Source organism: Polaromonas sp. (assembly GCF_041689105.1).
Classification (GTDB): Bacteria; Pseudomonadota; Gammaproteobacteria; order Burkholderiales; family Burkholderiaceae_C; genus Polaromonas.
The window spans coordinates 1-18,455 of the sequence record NZ_JBDNGU010000090.1 but is presented as its reverse complement, the minus strand read 5'-3'; the positions used below and the strand labels follow the sequence as shown (position 1 = coordinate 18,455).

At 62.1% G+C, this 18,455-nt stretch carries 17 protein-coding genes and 1 pseudogene; all 18 read right to left on the bottom strand.

The genetic code is table 11. The annotated features are described in order from the left end of the window. Positions 1 to 3: 3 nt before the first annotated feature. A complete protein-coding gene (locus tag ACESMT_RS09110; RefSeq protein WP_372826255.1) occupies positions 4 to 399 on the bottom strand; it encodes an HI0074 family nucleotidyltransferase substrate-binding subunit in 396 nt (131 codons plus the stop codon). A gap of 3 nt (positions 400 to 402) precedes the next feature. Then, positions 403 to 2,307, bottom strand: a complete 1,905-nt coding sequence (locus ACESMT_RS09105; RefSeq protein WP_372826254.1) for a site-specific DNA-methyltransferase — start codon at positions 2,305 to 2,307, stop codon at positions 403 to 405. Between the two features lie 10 nt (positions 2,308 to 2,317). Beyond that, positions 2,318 to 2,731 carry a type II toxin-antitoxin system VapC family toxin gene (locus ACESMT_RS09100; protein ID WP_372826253.1) on the bottom strand — a complete coding sequence of 138 codons (414 nt, stop codon included), beginning with the start codon at positions 2,729 to 2,731 and terminating at the stop codon, positions 2,318 to 2,320. Further along, positions 2,728 to 3,075, bottom strand: coding sequence for an AbrB/MazE/SpoVT family DNA-binding domain-containing protein (locus tag ACESMT_RS09095; RefSeq protein WP_372826252.1), 348 nt, complete (start codon positions 3,073 to 3,075; stop codon positions 2,728 to 2,730). The genes ACESMT_RS09100 and ACESMT_RS09095 overlap by 4 nt, the downstream gene beginning before the upstream one ends. Positions 3,076 to 3,146: 71 nt before the next feature. Further along, on the bottom strand, positions 3,147 to 3,866 hold the full coding sequence (locus ACESMT_RS09090; RefSeq protein ID WP_372826251.1) for a UPF0149 family protein: 720 nt from the start codon (positions 3,864 to 3,866) through the stop codon (positions 3,147 to 3,149). Positions 3,867 to 3,911: 45 nt separating this feature from the next. Continuing rightward, positions 3,912 to 4,328 carry a group II truncated hemoglobin gene (locus tag ACESMT_RS09085; protein ID WP_372826250.1) on the bottom strand — a complete coding sequence of 139 codons (417 nt, stop codon included), beginning with the start codon at positions 4,326 to 4,328 and terminating at the stop codon, positions 3,912 to 3,914. Between the two features lie 145 nt (positions 4,329 to 4,473). Then, positions 4,474 to 7,017 (bottom strand): ABC transporter permease, encoded by a 2,544-nt coding sequence (locus tag ACESMT_RS09080; protein WP_372826249.1) that lies wholly within the window; start codon positions 7,015 to 7,017, stop codon positions 4,474 to 4,476. Positions 7,018 to 7,051: 34 nt separating this feature from the next. Next, entirely contained in the window at positions 7,052 to 8,569 is a 1,518-nt protein-coding gene (locus ACESMT_RS09075; protein ID WP_372826248.1) for a C13 family peptidase, read from the bottom strand. A 30-nt stretch (positions 8,570 to 8,599) separates the two neighbouring features. Next, the gene (locus ACESMT_RS09070; protein WP_372826290.1) at positions 8,600 to 9,184 is read right to left on the bottom strand and encodes a formate dehydrogenase accessory sulfurtransferase FdhD; all 585 of its coding nucleotides are present in this window, start codon (positions 9,182 to 9,184) and stop codon (positions 8,600 to 8,602) included. 111 nt (positions 9,185 to 9,295) lie between these two features. Continuing rightward, positions 9,296 to 9,901 (bottom strand): annotated as a pseudogene (locus ACESMT_RS09065) (formate dehydrogenase accessory sulfurtransferase FdhD); the annotation flags it as partial. An 81-nt stretch (positions 9,902 to 9,982) separates the two neighbouring features. Continuing rightward, positions 9,983 to 10,369, bottom strand: a complete 387-nt coding sequence (locus ACESMT_RS09060) for a hypothetical protein (protein WP_372826247.1) — start codon at positions 10,367 to 10,369, stop codon at positions 9,983 to 9,985. Positions 10,370 to 10,385: 16 nt separating this feature from the next. Beyond that, entirely contained in the window at positions 10,386 to 11,561 is a 1,176-nt protein-coding gene (locus tag ACESMT_RS09055; protein ID WP_372826246.1) for a formate dehydrogenase subunit gamma, read from the bottom strand. A 10-nt stretch (positions 11,562 to 11,571) separates the two neighbouring features. Beyond that, positions 11,572 to 11,802 carry a hypothetical protein gene (locus tag ACESMT_RS09050; RefSeq protein ID WP_372826245.1) on the bottom strand — a complete coding sequence of 77 codons (231 nt, stop codon included), beginning with the start codon at positions 11,800 to 11,802 and terminating at the stop codon, positions 11,572 to 11,574. Further along, positions 11,799 to 12,422, bottom strand: a complete 624-nt coding sequence (fdh3B, locus tag ACESMT_RS09045) for a formate dehydrogenase FDH3 subunit beta (RefSeq protein ID WP_372826244.1) — start codon at positions 12,420 to 12,422, stop codon at positions 11,799 to 11,801. The genes ACESMT_RS09050 and fdh3B overlap by 4 nt, the downstream gene beginning before the upstream one ends. Positions 12,423 to 12,431: 9 nt before the next feature. Beyond that, positions 12,432 to 15,407: a formate dehydrogenase subunit alpha gene (locus ACESMT_RS09040; RefSeq protein ID WP_372826243.1), complete on the bottom strand. Its 2,976-nt coding sequence runs from the start codon at positions 15,405 to 15,407 to the stop codon at positions 12,432 to 12,434. A gap of 40 nt (positions 15,408 to 15,447) precedes the next feature. Continuing rightward, the gene (locus tag ACESMT_RS09035) at positions 15,448 to 15,654 is read right to left on the bottom strand and encodes a formate dehydrogenase (protein WP_372826242.1); all 207 of its coding nucleotides are present in this window, start codon (positions 15,652 to 15,654) and stop codon (positions 15,448 to 15,450) included. Positions 15,655 to 15,858: 204 nt separating this feature from the next. Further along, the gene (locus tag ACESMT_RS09030) at positions 15,859 to 16,479 is read right to left on the bottom strand and encodes a molecular chaperone (protein ID WP_372826241.1); all 621 of its coding nucleotides are present in this window, start codon (positions 16,477 to 16,479) and stop codon (positions 15,859 to 15,861) included. Positions 16,480 to 16,499: 20 nt separating this feature from the next. Continuing rightward, positions 16,500 to 18,455: 4Fe-4S binding protein (locus ACESMT_RS09025; protein WP_372826240.1), on the bottom strand; the 1,956-nt coding region annotated here is incomplete at its 5' end.

Sequence of the window (18,455 nt, the reverse complement as noted above, 5' to 3'; positions counted from 1 at the left end):
CAGTCAAAGCGCCTGCAAGCGAAATTCAAGCGCATCAAAGGCGTGCACCGCATACGCGCGCACAAAGCTTGCCACTTCAATCGCTTTGGCTTCGTTGTAGGTGTGGCTGGTTTCGTTGCGGTTGTCTTTGGTTTGTTCCCAGACTCTGGGGTCCTCGACAAGCTGACACTTGAACGCAGCCTGAAACACGGCGCTGGCCATTTCCGGCGTCTTCTCGCCCTGATCGCGCAGCCAGTAAAACATCGACTTCCACGCCAGCTCATAGGTGAACTCAAAGCGCTGAATCAGCGCATCCCGGACCATAGCCGTCTCATCCGCATCAAGGGCCTCGCGCAAGCGCGCAAGCGCCTTGCCAAACTGGCTGCGGGCCAGCTCAAATCGGTCTCTGTGCAATGTCATTGTTCAGCCCTCCCTGTACAGCGCTAACGGCAGCGGCGCATAGTCCACGCCGTGCTCCAGCAACTGCTTGTTGCTCAGGTACTTGGCCGGCGCAAACACCAGGTGCCGCTTGCCGTCACCTTTGCCGCCGTCGCGCGCATGGCCCCAGGCCGCACAGGTTTTGGCGCGGCTCAGCGTCAGCGCCGCCTCGGGTGACTTCAAGAATGCCAGCGACGGCTCGTACACCAGCCACACATGCGCGTCTTTGGCCTCACCCAAATACCATTGCGGCGCATCCTTGGGTTTGGGCAACAAGGTGCCACCCGTGGCGGTGTGAAACAGCCAGGCGCCCAGCGCCTCGGGGGCCGGCAGCGACTCACCCGACAGCAGTTTTTCAATGTCCAGCGGCTCGCCCAGCGTGCAGTAAGTGAACTCACCGCCCAGGCCCTCGGCCATTTCAGAGACACGTTTTTCGCCTTCGACGCGCAACAGGCCGTCCTTCAACTCCACGTTGATCTTGTCGAAGCGCTTTCTTTTCTTCCCTCCCTCTCCCCCCGGGAGAGGGCTGGGGTGAGGGCTACCCGCCCCCAACTCCATCTGCGCCGACTCTTCCGCAAACCCCTCTTTCACCTTGATCGCCTCCACCTTCTTCAACCACTCATCGGCCTTTTTGAACTGGGTGAAGTTGATTTTTTCTTCCAGCAAGGTCTCACGCTGGTTACCCACCCACGCATACCCCTTGATGGCGCGGCGCACCCGTTCGGCAGTGAGTTTGTCAGCGTACTCTTCGCCTTCGACGAGGATGAACTTGCGGTTGCCGTTGTCTTTGGCGTTGGCTTTCAGGACCGCGTGGGCGGTGGTGCCGGAACCGGCGAAGGAATCGAGAATGATGGAATCAGGCTCACTTGCCAGCTCCAGTACGCGTTCCAGCAAGGCGACGGGCTTGGGTGTCATCGAACCGTCCTCTTGGGTCTTGATCAATCCCATTTCCAACAGGGTTCGCTTCGCGTCTTGGGTGTGTCCCACTTCGGAATACTCCCAAAGAGTTTGCGGCACGCGTCCCTGCTTTACGTCGGTGAGAAAACGCTTAAGACGAGGTTGGTTGTTCTGGTCTTCGCCCCACCAAATCCGATTTTCGCTATCCAACTTGTCAAAATTCTTTTTACTTACTCGCCAGTAAGTTCCTGGTGGCGGGCCATCAATGACCCGACCACCTGGAGTAGTGATGGCGTAGGTGCCTTCGCTGTACGGATTACGGGCAGAAAGATCTCCTGAGGTCCATGGCCCACGCGGATCGTTATCGATATTGGTAAACCGCGCATCCATCTCAACCGTGCGTTCTAGCAAATTGGGCCTCCACTGCGCCTTGTCTTTCGCATAGATCAAGACGTAATCGTGGTCCTCCGAAAAATACTGGGCCGAAGGTTTAGGCGAAAAATTTTTGTGCCAGATGCAAGTGGCCACAAAGTTATCAGCGCCAAAAATCTCATCCAGCATGTCGCGCGCATGATGCACCTCGTTGTCATCCAGCGTGATCCAGATCGAGCCCTTCTCGCTTAACAACTCGCGCAGCAACACCAGTCGCGGCCACATCATGCACAGCCATTTGTCGTGGCGCAGCATGTCTTCACCGTCCACCGGGTTGGTGCTCAGCCACTCTTTCATGATGGGGCTGTTGACGTTGTCGTTGTAGCACCAGCCTTCGTTGCCGGTGTTGTAGGGCGGGTCAATAAACACCAGGTCCACCTGCCCGGCGTAACGCGGCAGCAGGCTTTTGAGCGCATGCAGGTTGTCGCCGTGAATCACCAGGTTGCTGGCCAGGTCGGCCGGGCCAATACCTTTGGCGGCGTCAGCCACCAGCGGGCGATAAGGCACCGTCAGGTGGTGGTTGTAAACGTACTCTTTGCCTTTAAAGACGATTTCGGGCATGGGCTTGCTTTCAGGTCGGGGCCAACACGGTCAGGCCCTTGAAATACTGGCGGTAAAAGCCGCCGTCCGAGGTGAGCAGCGCATCGGTCTGGTGCAGGGCATGGGCGCCAATCAGAAAGTCGGGCGCCACGCGCTCGCGCGGGCCATTGTTGCGCGCCAGAGCACGGCTATATTCGCGCATGATCTGCGCTGCGCCCAACGCGCTGGCGGTGGACAGGGGGTCGTGATCGATCTGGCAATCGGCCAGAAAAGCCTGCAAGTCCTGGTTGCTTTTGAAGTAGCGGCCCAACTCGGCCAGCACCACGGCGCAGGCGCACAGGCTGCCATGCGCCAGGGCGGTCTCCAGCGCGGCCTGCGCTGCGCGCGCGCCGGACGCCCCCTTGACAATGTCGAACAGGACGCTGGAGTCCACTGCTGTTTTCATGCGACCTTGCTTCGGGCGGGTGTGACCGCCTTGGTGGCTGTCTGGCTGGCTGTTTTGGCGCGCGCCTTGGCGCGCGCGGGCTTGGCCACGGCGGCTTGCTTGTCCGGCCACGGCACGGGACGGCCACGCAGCTCGGCCAGCGCCTGATCGGTGCTCAGGCCGTCATCGACCGCCTTGCCGATCCAGCGCGACAAATCGAGTTGCACCCGCTTTTCAATCAACAGGCGCCCACCCTCAACCCGCAACTTCAGTCGGGCGCCCGGCTTGAGCCCCAAGGCGTCGCGCGCCTCTTTGGGGATAACAATCTGGCCCCGCTCGGCCAGGGTGACATCGGCGATTTCCATGGCATACCTCTCAGTTCATACCGGCATTGTATGGCGCAAGTGGCAGGATAGCCCGGGCTTGAACCACCCGGTCAGTTCGCTCCGTGGCAATGCTTGTACTTGCGCCCGCTGCCGCAAGCACAGGGCTCGTTGCGCCCCGGCTTGGCGGTGCTGCGCACGGGCTCTTGCCGCCGATTGACTCCCGGCACGTCACCGCGCGCTATTTGCTGGCGGCGCTGAGCCAACCAGAAGGCGTGGATCTGGCGGACTGCGTCGGCCAGCGAATCGGCCTTGGCCTGGTGTGCATCGAGATCACTTGGCTGCTTCTTGAGCACTTCCCACCCGTCGTCGGTGCCGTAAAGCAAGATGGTGCTGAACCATTGCGGCTGGCCCATGACAAGAAGGCTCCAGGCCTTGAGGTCCAGCGCCATGCCCTGGTAGTAGCCCATGCACCATTCGTCGATGATAGGGATCACACGCCCCTCGTGTTCGCGCTCCATGATGCACGGCTCGTAGTTTTGCGGCTCCTCGTTGAGGGTGGCATTGACGCTCTGGTACAGCCGCATGATGAGACCGATGATCTCTTGCGCCTCTTGCTGGCTATGGAATTCGGGTGATTCCTGGCCGTTTTCCGTATCCCACACCCAACGCAGCCACTCAGAAGGCATGACGAGATTGGGGCCGGAAACTACGGCCGTGAGGTAACCGTCGAGCATGGCGCTGTCCATGGGGTCGGACAGTCCCTCCTCTCGCATCAGGAAGTCGTTGAGCCGGTCCAATTCGGCATCGGTCAGAGGGTCGCTGGAAATCACTTGCGCATTTTGACACGCGCGTGGACGGGCGTGGGGCCGCTGTAGTCAGGCTGGCGAGTTGCGCATCCAGTCGGCGGTCTGGAAAAACGAGGTTCGCAGCCTGGCGCGCAGCGCTTCATCCACACCGGTCTCGCCCATGGCCTGGTCCATGCAGGCCAACCACTGGTCGCGCTCGAGGATGCCGATGACAAAGGGCATGTGGCGCATGCGCAGCTTGGGGTGACCGAACTTTTCTGTGTAATGCTGCGGCCCACCCAGCCAGCCGCATAAAAACCAGAACAGGTGCTGACGCGCCTTGACCAGATCGCTGCCGTGCGCCGCTCGCAGCGCGGTGTAGCCGGGCTCCAGGTCCATCAGGTCGTAAAAGCGCTCGACCAGCGCCTTGACGCGCTCCTCGCCGCCTATCCAGTCAAAGGGCGTGGCAAATGGCGGGGTGCCCGGTGGTTTTTCTTCGATTTGCATGGCTGAATCATTCAATTTTGCGATTTTCTTTTTGTCCCCTCTCCCGCTTGCGGGAGAGGGTTAGGGTGAGGGTGAGGGTGAGGGTGAGGGTGCGGGGAAGCCCCCTCACCCCTGCCCTCTCCCCCAAGGAGAGGGAGAAAGAGAGTTACTGCGCTTTGCGCAAGGTTTCCACCACCGGTGTAGTGAGCACCGAACGCAAGCCCCACCAGCCAGCCGCCAGCGCCAGCGCCGCGCCGGCCAGGCTGCCGAACAGCGGCACGGTCCACGAGCCGGTCCAGGCGAAATCGAATACAAAACGGGCCAAGCCCCAGCCCACCGCCAGCGCCACGATAGACGCCAGAAAGCCGGCCAGCAGGCCCACGCCAGCCAGCTCGGCGCGTTGTACCTGGCGCAACAGCGAGGAGCGGGCGCCGACCGCACGCATGATGGCGAACTCGCGCGCGCGTTCTTCGCGCGTGGCGGTAATGGCGGCAAACAGCACCACCACCCCCGCCGCCAGCGTGAAGCCGAACAGGTATTCCACCGCGCGTATCACCTGGTCCAGCACGCGCTGCACCTGGTTGATGGTGCTGCTCATATCGACGTTGGTGATGTTGGGAAAGGCCTTGACAAGCTCGTTGTCAAAGCTGCGCGGCTTGACGCCGTTGACGGCGGCTACCCGCTCGGGCGCGCGAAAGGCACTGATGTAAGACACCGGCACGTCGGTCATTTTTGCGACCGGGTACATGACAAAGAAGTTGACGCGCATCGAGCCCCAATCGACCTTGCGCAGGCTGGTGATTTTTGCCTCGCTGATCTGCCCGCCAATGTCAAAGCGCAGGTTGTCGCCCATCTTCAGACCCAGGGTTTTGGCCAGGCCGTCCTCGACGCTGATGGCACCGGCTTCATCGGGTGTCCAGCGCCCAGCCACTACTTCGTTGTGCGAGGGCTGCTGCTGCGCGTGCGACAGGTTGAACTCACGATCCACCAGGCGCTTGGCGCGGTCGTCTTCAAAGTCATCGGGCGTGACGTCCTTGCCGTTGACCGCCACCAGTCGCCCGCGGATCATGGGGTACCAGTCGAATTTTTTCACGCCGCCGTCGCGCAGTGCCTGCTGAAAGGCGTCGCCCTGCTCCGGCTGCACATTGATGACAAAACGATTGGGCGCATCGGGCGGCGTGGCGTTGCGCCAGCTGCTGATCAGGTCGGTGCGCAGCAACACCAGCAGCATCAGCGCCAGCAGGCCGACGGCCAGCGCGCTGACCTGCACCACCGCATAGGCCGGGCGGGCCGACAGCTGACGCGTGGCCAGCACCAGCCAGCGCGGCGCGGTGACCTCACTCACACTGGCGCGCAGCAGTTTGACCGCCACAAAACTGGCCAGCGCAAACACCAGCACGGCGCCGGCAAAGCCGCCCACGGCAATCAGGCCCAGCTTGAGGTCGCTGCTGGCTGCCACCAGCAAGGCGGCAAAACCCAGCACCCCGACCAGCAGCACCGCCAGCGAGGCGGGCCGCAGGTTGCCGACATCGCGGCGGATCACGCGCAGCGGCGGCACCTGCGCCAATTGCAGTACCGGCGGCAAGCCAAAGGCCAGCAACAGGGTCAGGCCCATACCCATGCCAAAGGCTGCCGGCCACAGCGTGGCGGCGGGCAGTGAGGCTTCAACCAGCCCTGCCAGCAGCAGCACAAAGCCGTAATGCACCGCAAAACCAATCGCCACGCCCAGCGCACTGGCGCCCAGCCCCACCAGCACAAACTCGAAGGTGTAGGCCAGCGCAATTGTGCGTTGCGGCTGGCCCAGTACACGCAACATGGCGCAGTCGTCCAGGTGTCTGGCGGCAAAGCCGCGCGCCACAATCGCCACAGCCACGGCGCTCAGCAGCGCCGCCAGCAGGGCCACCAGATTGAGGAATTTTTCAGCGCGGTCCAGGGTCTGGCGCATCTCGGGGCTGCCACTTTCCAGCGACTCGATGCGCACACCGCGAAACTCGGCCTTCTTGATCTCACGTGTGGCCCACTGCAGATAGGTTTTCACGTCGGCATCAGCCCCGGCGACTGCAAACCGGTAATTGGTGCGGCTGGCTGGCTGGATCAGGCCGGTGGCGGCCAGGTCGGCACTGTTGATCATCACGCGCGGGGAGAAGTTGGCAAAGCCACCGCCCCGGTCTGGCTCCTGCACGATCACCTGTGTGAGCTTGAATTGGGCGTCGCCCATCAGCAGGGTCTGGCCGAGCTGCAGGCCCAGCGCGTCGAGCAATGAAGCATCGGCCCAGGCGCTGCCGGGCGCAGGAATGGCGCGCGTGACTGCGCCGCCCGCCTCCAGACTCTCGGCCACCCGCATGTTGCCGCGCAGGGGGTAGCCCTCGGGCACAGCCTTGAAGGCCACCAGTTTGCTGGCACCGCCCTCTTCTTCACGCGCGCGGCCCATGGTCGGAAAAGTCACGGTCAGGGTGGCCTGCAGGCCCATGCTGCGCGCCCTGGCAACAAACGCTTCGGGCGTTACGCCGTCGCTGCGCAGCACGGCGTCGCCACCGAGCAGCTGGCGCGCATCGCGCTGCAAACCGCCCTTGAGTCTGTCGGCAAAAAAACCAACCGCTGTCAGCGCTGCGACCGCCAGCGTGACAGCCACAATCAACAAACGCAGCTCGCCGGCGCGCAGGTCGCGCAGCAGGGTTCGCCAGCCGAGCTTGAGGAAAAGGAGGTTCATAGGCAGACCTTAACGCAAAGCCCCCGCCCCTGGCTCACGGGCGGGTTTTGGGGTCAGCCGGCGAGGCGTCCAGGCGCTGCTCAAGCGCACGCAACACGGCCCTGATGTTGGCGCCCACTCTGATTTGGGGATTGGAGAAACCATCGTCCTTGCCGGCGTCGATCTCGCGCTGCTGGATCACTGGCACGGCACGGGCAAAAGCCTGCTCGAAGGAGCGCGTCGTCCTGAGCTGCTCGTCAAACACCGCACGGCCAAAAAAGGTCAGCACGGAGAGTTGGCCGCAACCGTAAGAGGTGTGGGTGGCGTCCGCCGCCGTCATCACCAGCGTGTTGTCGTCGGCCAGCACATCGACCCAGCCGCCCGAATAACAGGCCGACACGGCGATCACGCGGTTGCGGATGCCAGCCTTGTCCAGCGCCAGCCGCAACTCGGCGGGGCTCAATGGCGCGACCTCCAGCGGCCAGTTCGAGGCGGCGAGCTTGAAGTCTCGCGCGCCGTGTGAGGTCATGTAAACGACCAGCACATCGTTGTCCCTGTCCATGCGCCGGGCCAGGGCTTCGATGGCGCGCTGCAGGTTCAGCGTGGTTGCCCAGGGGTGGGTGGCTGCGGTGCCGCCGTGGTTCAGCAGGTGAACCACACGGCCACCAGCATCAAAACGATCAGCCAGCACGCCGCTGACCATGGTGCTCTCGCGCAGAAACACATCTTCTGCCGCATAGGGCGCAAATACCAGGCCGTAGACGTCGGTCACGCCGGCTCGCTCGGGGGCGATGGCGGCCAGGGTCTTTTCCCACAGCGCCTGCTGGCCTTCCAGGGTTTCCTGGGTCAGGCGCAGCCGTGGGCGCGTGTCTTCGGTCTGCGCAGTGCGCGTCGGGTCGCTGACCCAGGAGCGCGCCTCGAATTGCCAGGTGTTCAGGCTGATGGCCGCCAGCAGGGCCAGCAAAAACACGGCGACGCGCCAGTTCCATCCAGCAAAACGCAGGAACAACACCCCGCTCGCGGCCAGGTACCAGACCATGAACACGGCAAAAAGGCCCCAGTAAAACCAGTTATTGGAGAACACGTCCGCCTCTATCCAGCCCTGAGCAATGGCACCGATCAGCCCCTGGGATAGCAGCAGGCTGGGCAGTCCTGCAGCGAGCCAGAGCACCAAAAATGCCGTCACACCGGTTGGCCGTAAGGGCGGGCGCCCGGCCACGTCTCCAGGAGCGGGCGTCTTCGGGAAAGCCCACCCTGCGAGGGCGACGCCCAGCACCGTGGACCACCAGGTTGACAACCAGGCCTGCACATCAAAGCGTGCGGGGCCAGCGACTTCCAGGCGGATCAGCGCGATGTCCAGCGCAAACACCAGTACGGCAACGACGAGCACCTGCCAGGGAGCGGGCGCACGCCCGGCAACACGGGGTGCCTGAAAAAACGCGGCGCGCAAGCCCTCTCGCATCCAGCACACGACAGGCAATATGGCGCCGCCGCGGCGGCCGGAGCCGGTCATGCCGATCAGGGGTTCGGGAATGCCGGGCAGCGTGTGTTGAACCTGGGAATCGTCTTGCATGGCGGCATCATGCCAGGGGCGTTGTCAGCTTTAAGCGGCAGGCGCGCGCAATTTGGGGCCTGCCAGCTCCGGCTGCAGATGCAACCGCTGCGGGCTGGAATAACAGACAAAACGCTTGTTGGTCGCGCGGCCAATGGCGCACAAACCGACGGCCTGCGCGACCTGATGACCCATCTGCGTGATGCCGCTGCGCGAAATCACAATCGGCACACCCATCTGCGCCGACTTGATAACCATCTCGCTGGTCAGGCGGCCGGTGGTGTAGAAGACCAGCCCTGACGCATCGGCCGACTGAGCCGGGACCGGGGAGCCCTCACCGCCGCCCTCTCCCAAAGGGAAAGGGAGCCTGCCGGGAGGAGAAGGGGAAGTGGTATTTTCCGAGGGAGCAGCCTCCTCGGGGGGCAGCGAACCACACACAGTGGGGGGCGTGGGGGTCTTATCTTCACCAGCCGGGGCCGCGGGTCCGGCTCCGCCGGCCCGCAGGCGCAGCGCCCCCCCGGGGAGCAGCGCAGTACGCGAAGCGACAAGCGTGGGGGCCAACGAACGCAGCGAAGGGCCGCCCCGAGCAAGTTCATCCCCCTCGGGGGGCAGCGAACCACACGCAGTGGGGGGCATGGGGGTCTCATCTTCACCAGCCAGGGCCGCGGGTCCGGCTTCGCCGGCCCGCAGGCGCAGCGCCCCCTCGGGGGGCAGCGCAGTACGCGAAGCGACAAGCGTGGGGGCCATATTCATCCACATCCAGCCGGCAATCGTGTCGATGGCGTTGTGACGGCCGACGTCCTCCACAAACAGCAGCATGTCGGGCGCCGCAGCGCCACAGGCAAACAACGCGCAGGCATGCACCGACCCCGCCGACTTGTAGGTGGTTTCCTTGAGCCTTATGGTGTTGACCAGACCATAAAGCTGGCCTTGTGTCATGTGCGCTTCGGCCGGCAGGACAATCTGGTCGACCTCGTCCATCAGACCACCGAACACGCTGCCCTGCCCGCAACCGGTGGTGACTACGCGTTTGGCAGTTTTTTCTTCAATGTCCTCGATGCCGTGACGCGTCTTGACGGCGGCGGCGCCCACATCCCAGTCCACTGTGATGGACTCTATATCGCTCACCTCGCGGACCAGACGCTGGTTGCGCAGGTAGCCGAGCACCAGCAATTCGGGATGCGCCCCCAGGGTCATCAGCGTCACGAGTTCTCGCTTGTCCACGTAGACGGTCAGCGCACGCTCGGCCGGTATGGCGACTTGTTGCACCTCGCCGTATTCGTTGACGGCGTCGATCTCACAGGTGAGCGGTGCCTGGGCGCGGGTGAGGTGTGGCAGTGAAGGCAAAGGCATCTTGCAAGACTACAACAAAAAGAAAAGGCCGACACCTCGCGGGTCGGCCTTTGGTACCGGGGGAAAGGAATCAGGCAGACGTCAGGGTTTCCGGGCCGGATTGGCCACCGCATCAGGCTGCTTGGTGCTGGGTGGGCTGATCGCCGTTGCCGGAGGTGAATGCGCGCCCGCAGCCTCAAGTGGCTTGACCTCGGGCGGGATGTAGGCAAAAGGTCCGGGCTCCGCACAGGCTGGCACGGCCGTGGGTGGCTTGGTGTCCTTGCCCGGCGCTTTGGCGGTTTTGAAATAGCCGGCGGCGACCTTGTCCTGCGACTTGCACAGCTGATAGGCGCCGACCTTGCTGGTCCAAGCGGCCTTGGCGGCCGTTTCGGCGGCCTTGGCCTTGGCCTCGTCGCTCAAAGCAGGCAATTTTGCGAAAGACAGCATCGGCACGCCCACAAGGCAGAACGCGATAAGGAATTTGTTCATGGGGAAGTCCTTGTCCTTAAACTTTGACGGTCTGACCCGATGGCGCTGCGGGCTCGCTGCGCTGCGCAGGAATTTTGCCAGCCTTCACATCGTCATACCAGTACTGGTGATGATCTTTGGCCCAGCCCTCGTCCACATAGCCGGTGCGCATGGCCTTGTAGGCGCCCTGCATGCCGAGGGTGCCGATGTAGATGTGGCCAAGAAACATGCACATCATGAGCACCGTCGCGACGGCGTGGACCATGTGCGCAATCTGCATGGTGCCGCGCTCATAGACCAGGCCAGGCAGCAGCTTGTCGAGCACCAGCCCCGAGGCCACAACGATGATGCCCAGGAAAAACACGCCGCCCCAGAAGACCAGTTTTTCACCAGCATTGAAACGGTGGGACGCAGGCTCGTCCCCAGAGATCAGGCCACCTCCTTTGGCCAGCCACTTCAAATCGCTTTTTTCCGGCCAGTTGTCGCGCAGGAAAGTAAAAAACACAATCACCAGCGAGACGGCAAACAGAGGGCCAGCGAAGTTGTGTGCCGTTTTGAGCACATAGCTGAGCCATCCAAACAGCGTGAGACCCATCACCGGCAACAAAAAGAATTTGCCGAACGCCAGAACGATGCCGGAGATGGCGAGTATGGAAAAAGCAATGGCATTGGACCAATGCGCTGCGCGCTCAAACGGCGTGAAGCGCTCTATCTTGCGACCCGTGTCCGCGCTGTGGTTTTTGATAGTGCCCTTGGTAAAGTAAAAAATCGCAATTGCTGTCAGCACAATCAGCAACAGCGAACCGCCATAGGGAATGATCCAGTTGTTGCGCACCTGCCGCCAGGCTTCACCCGCGTTGGTCAGGCGCGAACCAGGGTATTGCACAAAAGGCTGGATCAGGTTGCCCGCCTCAGGTGCCTCGCTCTTGGGCAGGCTGCTGAAGCCTGTAACGCCCTCGCCCACCTTGCGCCACATGGGCGCGTTGTTACCAGGCTGGACCTTGGCGCGCTCGGCATTGGTTTGATCGGCGTAATTCGGGTCGGCACTGGCATCGGGCTTGACCTCGAAAATGTTCTGGCTCTTGATGCCGCCCGCAGGGGCTGCTGCAGCCGGTGGGGACGCAGGGGTGACCGTGGTCTGAGCCGAAACGGTAGCCGACCACCCCAGGGCCAGGAAAAGCAATGCTGCCGGGACTCGCGATGGGCGTTGCATGGGAACTCCCTTACTTCACGCGGTTGTATTCGTTTTGCCCGTTTTGCAAGCGGGTCTTGAGCTGCAGCTCCCAGGCGGTCTTGTCGCCGGCTTTCCAGCCCGGGGCATTGTAGGAACTGCCTGGGCCGGTCACGCTTTGAAAGGCCGGCACGTCGCTCTTGACGCCGGCTGCAGTCTGCTGCTTGTCACCGCAGGCCGCCAGCAGCATTGCAACGGCTCCTGCCAGGACAAGCCGCTTCATGATTTCACTCCGCTAGCCGGCGGCTGGCCGGCCTGTTTGGAGCCGTAGGCGGTTCCCCAGCCCCAGACTTCAGCGCCCTTGCCGCGCTGGACCACACGGTTGCGGAAAATATCGGCCACCACATCACCGTCACCGGCCAGCAGGGCTTTGGTGGAGCACATTTCCGCGCAAGCCGGCAGCTTGCCTTCAGCGAGCCGGTTGCGGCCGTATTTTTCGAACTCGGCCTGGCTACCATTGGCCTCAGGGCCGCCGGCGCAGAAAGTGCACTTGTCCATCTTGCCGCGAACACCAAAAGTACCCTGCGACGGGAACTGAGGCGCGCCGAAAGGGCAGGCATAGGAGCAATAACCGCAACCGATGCAAACGTCTTTGTCGTGCAGCACCAGACCTTCGGCGGTGTGGTAGAAACAGTTGACCGGGCACACGGCTACGCACGGTGCATCACTGCAGTGCATGCAGGCCACCGAGATGGATTTTTCGCCTGGAACGCCGTCGTTGAGTGTGACCACGCGGCGGCGGTTAACGCCCCACGGGACTTCGTTTTCGTTCTTGCAAGCCGTGACGCAACCGTTGCATTCGATGCAGCGCTCGGCGTCACAGACAAATTTCATTCTTGCCATGGTGTCTCCTTATGCTCGTTCGACGTTGCAGACCGTCGTCTTGGTTTCCTGCATCATCGTCACACTGTCATAACCGTAGGTGGTTGCCGTGTTGATGGCTTCGCCACGCACCACAGGCGCCGCCCCACTGGGGTAATAAGCCAGCATGTCGGCACCCTGCCAGCGCCCGGAGAAGTGGAAGGGCATGAACACGGTGTCGGGCCCGACACGCTCAGTCACCATGGCCTGTACGTTAAGCCGTGCACCGGTTGGTGTGCTGACCCAGGCGCGTTCGCCATTGCGGATGCCCTTGTCGGCGGCCACCTTGGGATTGATCTCGATGAACATCTCCTGCTGCAACTCGGCCAGCCAGGGGTTGGAGCGGGTTTCCTCGCCACCGCCCTCGTACTCGACAAGGCGTCCTGAGGTCATGACCAGCGGGAATTTCTCGTGAATCTTGTCGGCGATGTTTTTCTGCTGGATGGTCTTGTACAGCGTCGGCAGACGCCAGAAGGCCTTCTTATCGTCGTGCGTCGGGTACTTGACCATCAGGTCAGCCCGGTTGCCGTACAGCGGTTCACGGTGCTGCGGAATCGCGTCGGGGAAATTCCAGACCACGGCGCGCGCCTTGGCGTTGCCAAACACATAGCAGCCATGGACCTGCATGGTCACGCGGATGATGCCGCCCGACGGATCGGTCTTCCAGTTCTTGCCATCGGCCGCGGCTTTTTCGGGCTCGGTCAACTCGTCCCACCAGCCCAGCTTCTTCAGCAACAGGTGGTCAAACTCCGGGTAACCCGTGGTGAGGTCGGCACCCAGGGAGTGGGACCCATCTTCGGCCAGCAGGTTGACGCCGTCTTTTTCGACGCCGAAGTTCGCGCGGAAATTGCCACCGCCGTCCATGACGTGTTTGGAGGTGTCGTACAGGTTCGGGGAACCGGGATGCTTGAGTTCCGGATTGCCCCAGCACGGCCAGGGCAGGCCGAAATAGTCGCCGGTCGTGTCATAACCGGTGATCGGGTCTTTGCCACCATTGGACTTGAGCGTCTTGACGTCGAACAAATGCATGTTGCGCATGTGCGACTTGAGGCGTTCCGGGCTCTGGCCGGTGTAGCCGATGGTCCAGACGCACTTGTTGATCTCGCGCAGGATGTCTTCCGGCACCGGCTCGTCCATGCCCTTGACCTTCTGCATCTTGTAGTTCTTGGACAACTCCTTGGCAAAGCCGAGTTTCTCCGCGAGCTGATGCATGATCATGTGGTCGCTGCGGCTTTCCCACAGCGGCTCGATCACCTTCTCGCGCCACTGGATCGAGCGGTTGGAAGCCGTCACGGACCCGCTGGTTTCGAACTGGGTTGCAGCGGGGAGCAGGTAAACCGCGCGATTCGGATTGAGGTCTTCTGCCTTGCCGGGCATGGCCGCCATGGCCGCTGTCGCCGACGGGTAGGGGTCAACCACGACCAGCAGGTCCAGCTTGTCCATCGCGCGCTTCATTTCCAGACCCCGGGTCAGCGAGTTGGGCGCGTGGCCCCAGAAAAAGACACCGCGCAGATTCGAGTCCTGGTCGATGAATTCGTTTTTCTCCAACACCCCGTCGATCCAGCGCGACACGGTGATGCCGGGCTTGCTCATCATGGCCGGTGACGCGTAACGCCCCTTGATCCAGTCAAAATCAACACCCCAGGTCTTGGCGAAATGTTTCCAGGAGCCTTCAGCCAGGCCGTAGTAACCGGGCAGCGAATCAGGGTTCGGACCGACGTCAGTCGCACCCTGCACATTGTCATGACCACGGAAGATATTGGCACCGCCACCGGATTTGCCAATGTTGCCCAGCGCCAGTTGCAGGATGCAGGAAGCCCGCACAATGGCATTGCCCGTCGTGTGCTGGGTCTGGCCCATGCACCAGACAATGGTACTGGGGCGGTTCTGGCTCATCATGGTCGCGACCTTGAGCGTGGTGGCCTCGTCCACACCGCAGGCTTCAAGCACCTTGTCCGGCGTCCACTTGGCCATCACGTCGGCCTTGACCTTGTCCATGCCATAAACACGGTCATTGATGTACTTGGTGTCTTCCCAGCCGTTCTTGAAGATGTGGTACAGCACGCCGAAGAGGAAGGGGATGTCCGAGCCGGAGCGGATGCGCACGTATTCGTCGGCCTTGGCTGCGGTGCGCGTAAAGCGCGGGTCCACCACGATCATCTTGCAGCCGGTCTCTTTGGCGTGCAGCATGTGCAGCAGGCTGACCGGGTGCGCCTCGGCGGCATTGGAGCCAATGTACAACGCGCACTTGCTGTTTTGCATGTCGTTGTACGAATTGGTCATGGCGCCGTAACCCCATGTGTTGGCAACCCCGGCGACCGTTGTGGAGTGGCAAATGCGCGCCTGATGATCGCAGTTGTTGCTGCCCCAGAAGCTGACCCATTTACGCAGCAGGTAAGCCTGTTCGTTATTGTGCTTGGAAGAGCCAATGATGTAGACGGAGTCCGGGCCGCTGGCCTTGCGCAGGTCCAGCATTTTTGTGCTGATCTCGCTCAGTGCAGTGTCCCAGCTGATGCGCTCGTATTTGCCGGCCACCAGTTTCATCGGGTAACGCAGGCGATATTCGCCGTGGCCATGTTCGCGCAGAGCCGCACCTTTGGCGCAATGAGCCCCGAGGTTGATGGGGGAGTCGAACACCGGCTCCTGTCGGACCCAGACGCCGTTTTCAACGACGGCATCCACCGCGCAACCCACCGAGCAGTGGGTACACACCGTCCGCTTGACCTCGATTTTTCCGCTGCCGTCGCCGGCACCCGGCGTGGCGGCTGCGGCCTTCTTGACCAGCGTCAGCTGGGTTGCAGCAAGACCGACGCCGACACCGAGACCGGACCGGCGAAGGAAAGCGCGCCTGTCCATGGTGGGCAGAGCGTTGGACAGGCCGCGCGACAGACTGTGGACAAACCGCGCAGAACCTGCGCGCTGCGCCTGATCACCGTGGACACCGTGGGATTTTTTCGTGAGCAGCATGGGGCTCTCCGTGTAAAAGAAACTGAAACTGAACTACGGACTAGATGCGCGTGGTCTGGTAGTAACGCTTGACGTGTTCCGAGAGGCTGTAGCCGCCGCCTTTTTCAGGAGCAGGTTTGGGCTTTGCAGTGGCCGCCTCGGGAATCTGGACACCCGGAAGGGCGATGACTGCGGCGGCGGCGGCACCGGTGGCGGCTGCGCCGAAGAAGAATCCCCGGCGCGAGGGTTTTGGCTGGCTGTCCTGCATGGTTGTCTCCAAGGAAGCTTGCTGTGAATGTGAAGCAGTGTGCATGCTTACTAATGCTTGTACCTTACGCCGAACATGAACTCCCGACAAGGCTTTGCAGACAGTTAACAAGGACTCTACGGGAAAACGATAGGGCAACTTAGTTTTTACCTTTATCGCACCAATCGCCGGAGAAGTGTCGCAATTTGAGAAACAGCGGCGCGCTCAGGTCAGCATGTCGAAGCCCTGCATTTCAACGCTGATGAAAGCCTGTGTAAATGCTGCAACGCAGCGATAAAAATCGGCCTTCGGATGACGGCCCACCGCATCACACAGCTCAGTCGCCCAGGGCTGCAGATGGCTCGCGAAAAACTCGCGCTGGCGCGTCAGGTTGGCCACTGCCACATCATCGCCGGCAATCAGGTAACGCATCACCTCGCACAGGTACGCCACATGGTCTTCGGTTTCGGGCATGGCCTCGTCGCGCGCCAGGCCCAGCGCGGCGAGGTCGGTGCGCAGCGCTGCCAGCGGTTTTTCGTTGAGGAAGCCGCTGAGGTAATGCGAGCCGAACAGGTGAACCTCGGGCTTGCCAACGCCGCCAAAAAGCGTTTCGTATTCGCGCGTGATAGCCTCGTTGGAAAGCCTGCGGGCAGCGCCGACCAGCTCGCTCCATGAGGCTTCGAGCACGGCGCCGGCAGCCGGCGCCTCGGTCACGGCAACGCGAAGATTGTCCAGCAGTTCCGCTGGAGGCGGCGCGTAATACAGAGCGGCGAGCACGCCGTAAACTTCGGCGCGGGCGGTTTCTTCGTCCAGCGTGGACGCGACAAGTTGGGCGGTCTGGTTCATGCAGGCGATCGGTGGTCGGATTAACGGATATCGGTGATCTTGAGTTCGTTATCGGCCGAGTAAAGATCGATCACACGGCAGTCGCTACACATTTTCAGCCGCTCCGCTGCTGCGCCCTGGAACATGGCGTGCCCGGCCAGCTTGCCGAGCATGGATTCAATCGCCTTGAGCGTGCCAAAAGGCTTGCTGCAGCGGATGCAAGCATAGGGCTGCATCTCGTTAAGCACGCGTGCCTCCTTGCGCTGCGGCGTCAGCAGCAGGCGCGGTTGCAGGGTAATGGCATCTTCCGGACAGGTCGTGGCGCACAGGCCGCACTGCACACAATTTTTCTCGACAAATTTGAGCTGGGGAAGCTCCGGGTTGTCCTGCAGGGCGTTGGCCGGGCAGGCACTGACGCAGCTCAGGCACATGGTGCAGGTGTCTTTGTTGATGACCAGAGTTCCAAACGCCGAACCCTGTTCGGGCAGTTCGATCGCTTCGGGCAGCACGGCAGGTGCGTGGGTTATCAAATGGTCCAGCGCGAAATCAAGCGTGCTGCGCTTTTCCTGCACTATCGCGAAGCGTGCGGCGCGTGAAGGCACCGTGGGCCGGGCTCGGCAAAGGGCTTGCAGGCTGGCATCCAGACTCGTGACAGCCTGGATACCGCCCCCGCTTTGGGCGCGCAGCAGATGAAAGTGAACACCCGCATAGCCCAGGCCGTTGAGGATGGTTTGCGCCACCCGCATCTGGTCTGCCAGGCCATCCAGATAAGCGGGCGCCTCCTCGTCCGTGACCAGCACGGCCACCTGTGCGGCACCCAATGCGATGGCACTCAACCAGACGTCCATGCCCAGACTGGCGGTGTGAAACAGGGCTTGAGGAATGACATTGGCAGGCACGCCCCGCACGGTTTTTTGCAACTGGGCGGCGCGGCCCAGGGCTTCCACGGCTTGCTGGCCGCGGCCCTGGCTGTGAAACAGCAGAACCGGGTGCGCGCCGCCAGCTTTGGCGTAAGTCGAAAGGAGGGTCTTGAGCCGCACGCCCTGCTCGCTGGCACGGGGATAAGCGTAAGTCAGCGCACCCGTCGGGCAGACCGTGGTACAGGCGCCACAACCAATGCAAAGGTTGGGGTTGACCTTGATCTGCTTGAGGTGTTTGTCGCTGCTGATAGCTTGCGCCGAGCAGATCTCCACGCAGGCATTGCAACCGACGGTTTCGTTGCGGCTGTGCGCACAGATATTTTGTTTGTAGGTAAAAAATTTGGGCTTCTCAAACTCGCCAACCATGTCGCGCAGCTTGACCACCGTTGTCAAGAAACCCGGCGAAGCCAGGCCCAATGCAGTGCCTGCCGCACCCCATGAAAAATAACCCTGCGGAGGCGCATGCAATGCCACCAAGGGCTTGGACCCCAGATCAAGCACCAGATCGAAACGCTCGTTCAGGGTTTGCGCAGCCCGGCTGAAGTCAATCGCACCGGCTGCGGCGCAAGCAGTCACGCAGGCTCTGTGCGAGGTGCAGCGATTCATGTCAATCTGGTAACTGAGATCAATCGCACCTTCGGGGCAGGCCGCGACACAGGCATTGCAACGCGTACACAGGTCCAGGTCAATCGGGTTATCGCGCTCCCACGCCAGCTCAAACGCCCCCAGCCAGCCTTTGAGTTGCGGCGCGCTGCCGCTGATGACCGGGTATTTTCGCTCTTGATCAGGCGGGGCCGATGCAGCGGCGGGCGACACACCCTGCGAAAAAATCGTTACATCCAGCACGTCTGCCACCAGCGCAGCCACCTGCTCTGCCTCGTCAAGCGCGCCCACAATCAGCAGTCGGCCGCCGCTTTTGTAGGTGACCGTGGCCACCGGCTCGGGGTCGGGTAGATGCGCGGCTGCCAGCAGCGCCGCAATTTTTGGCATGGCGCTGGAGGCGTCTTTGCTCCAGCCACCGGTTTCACGAATATTCACAAACTTGATGGACGATACGGAGCCCCCACGCTCCGCTGC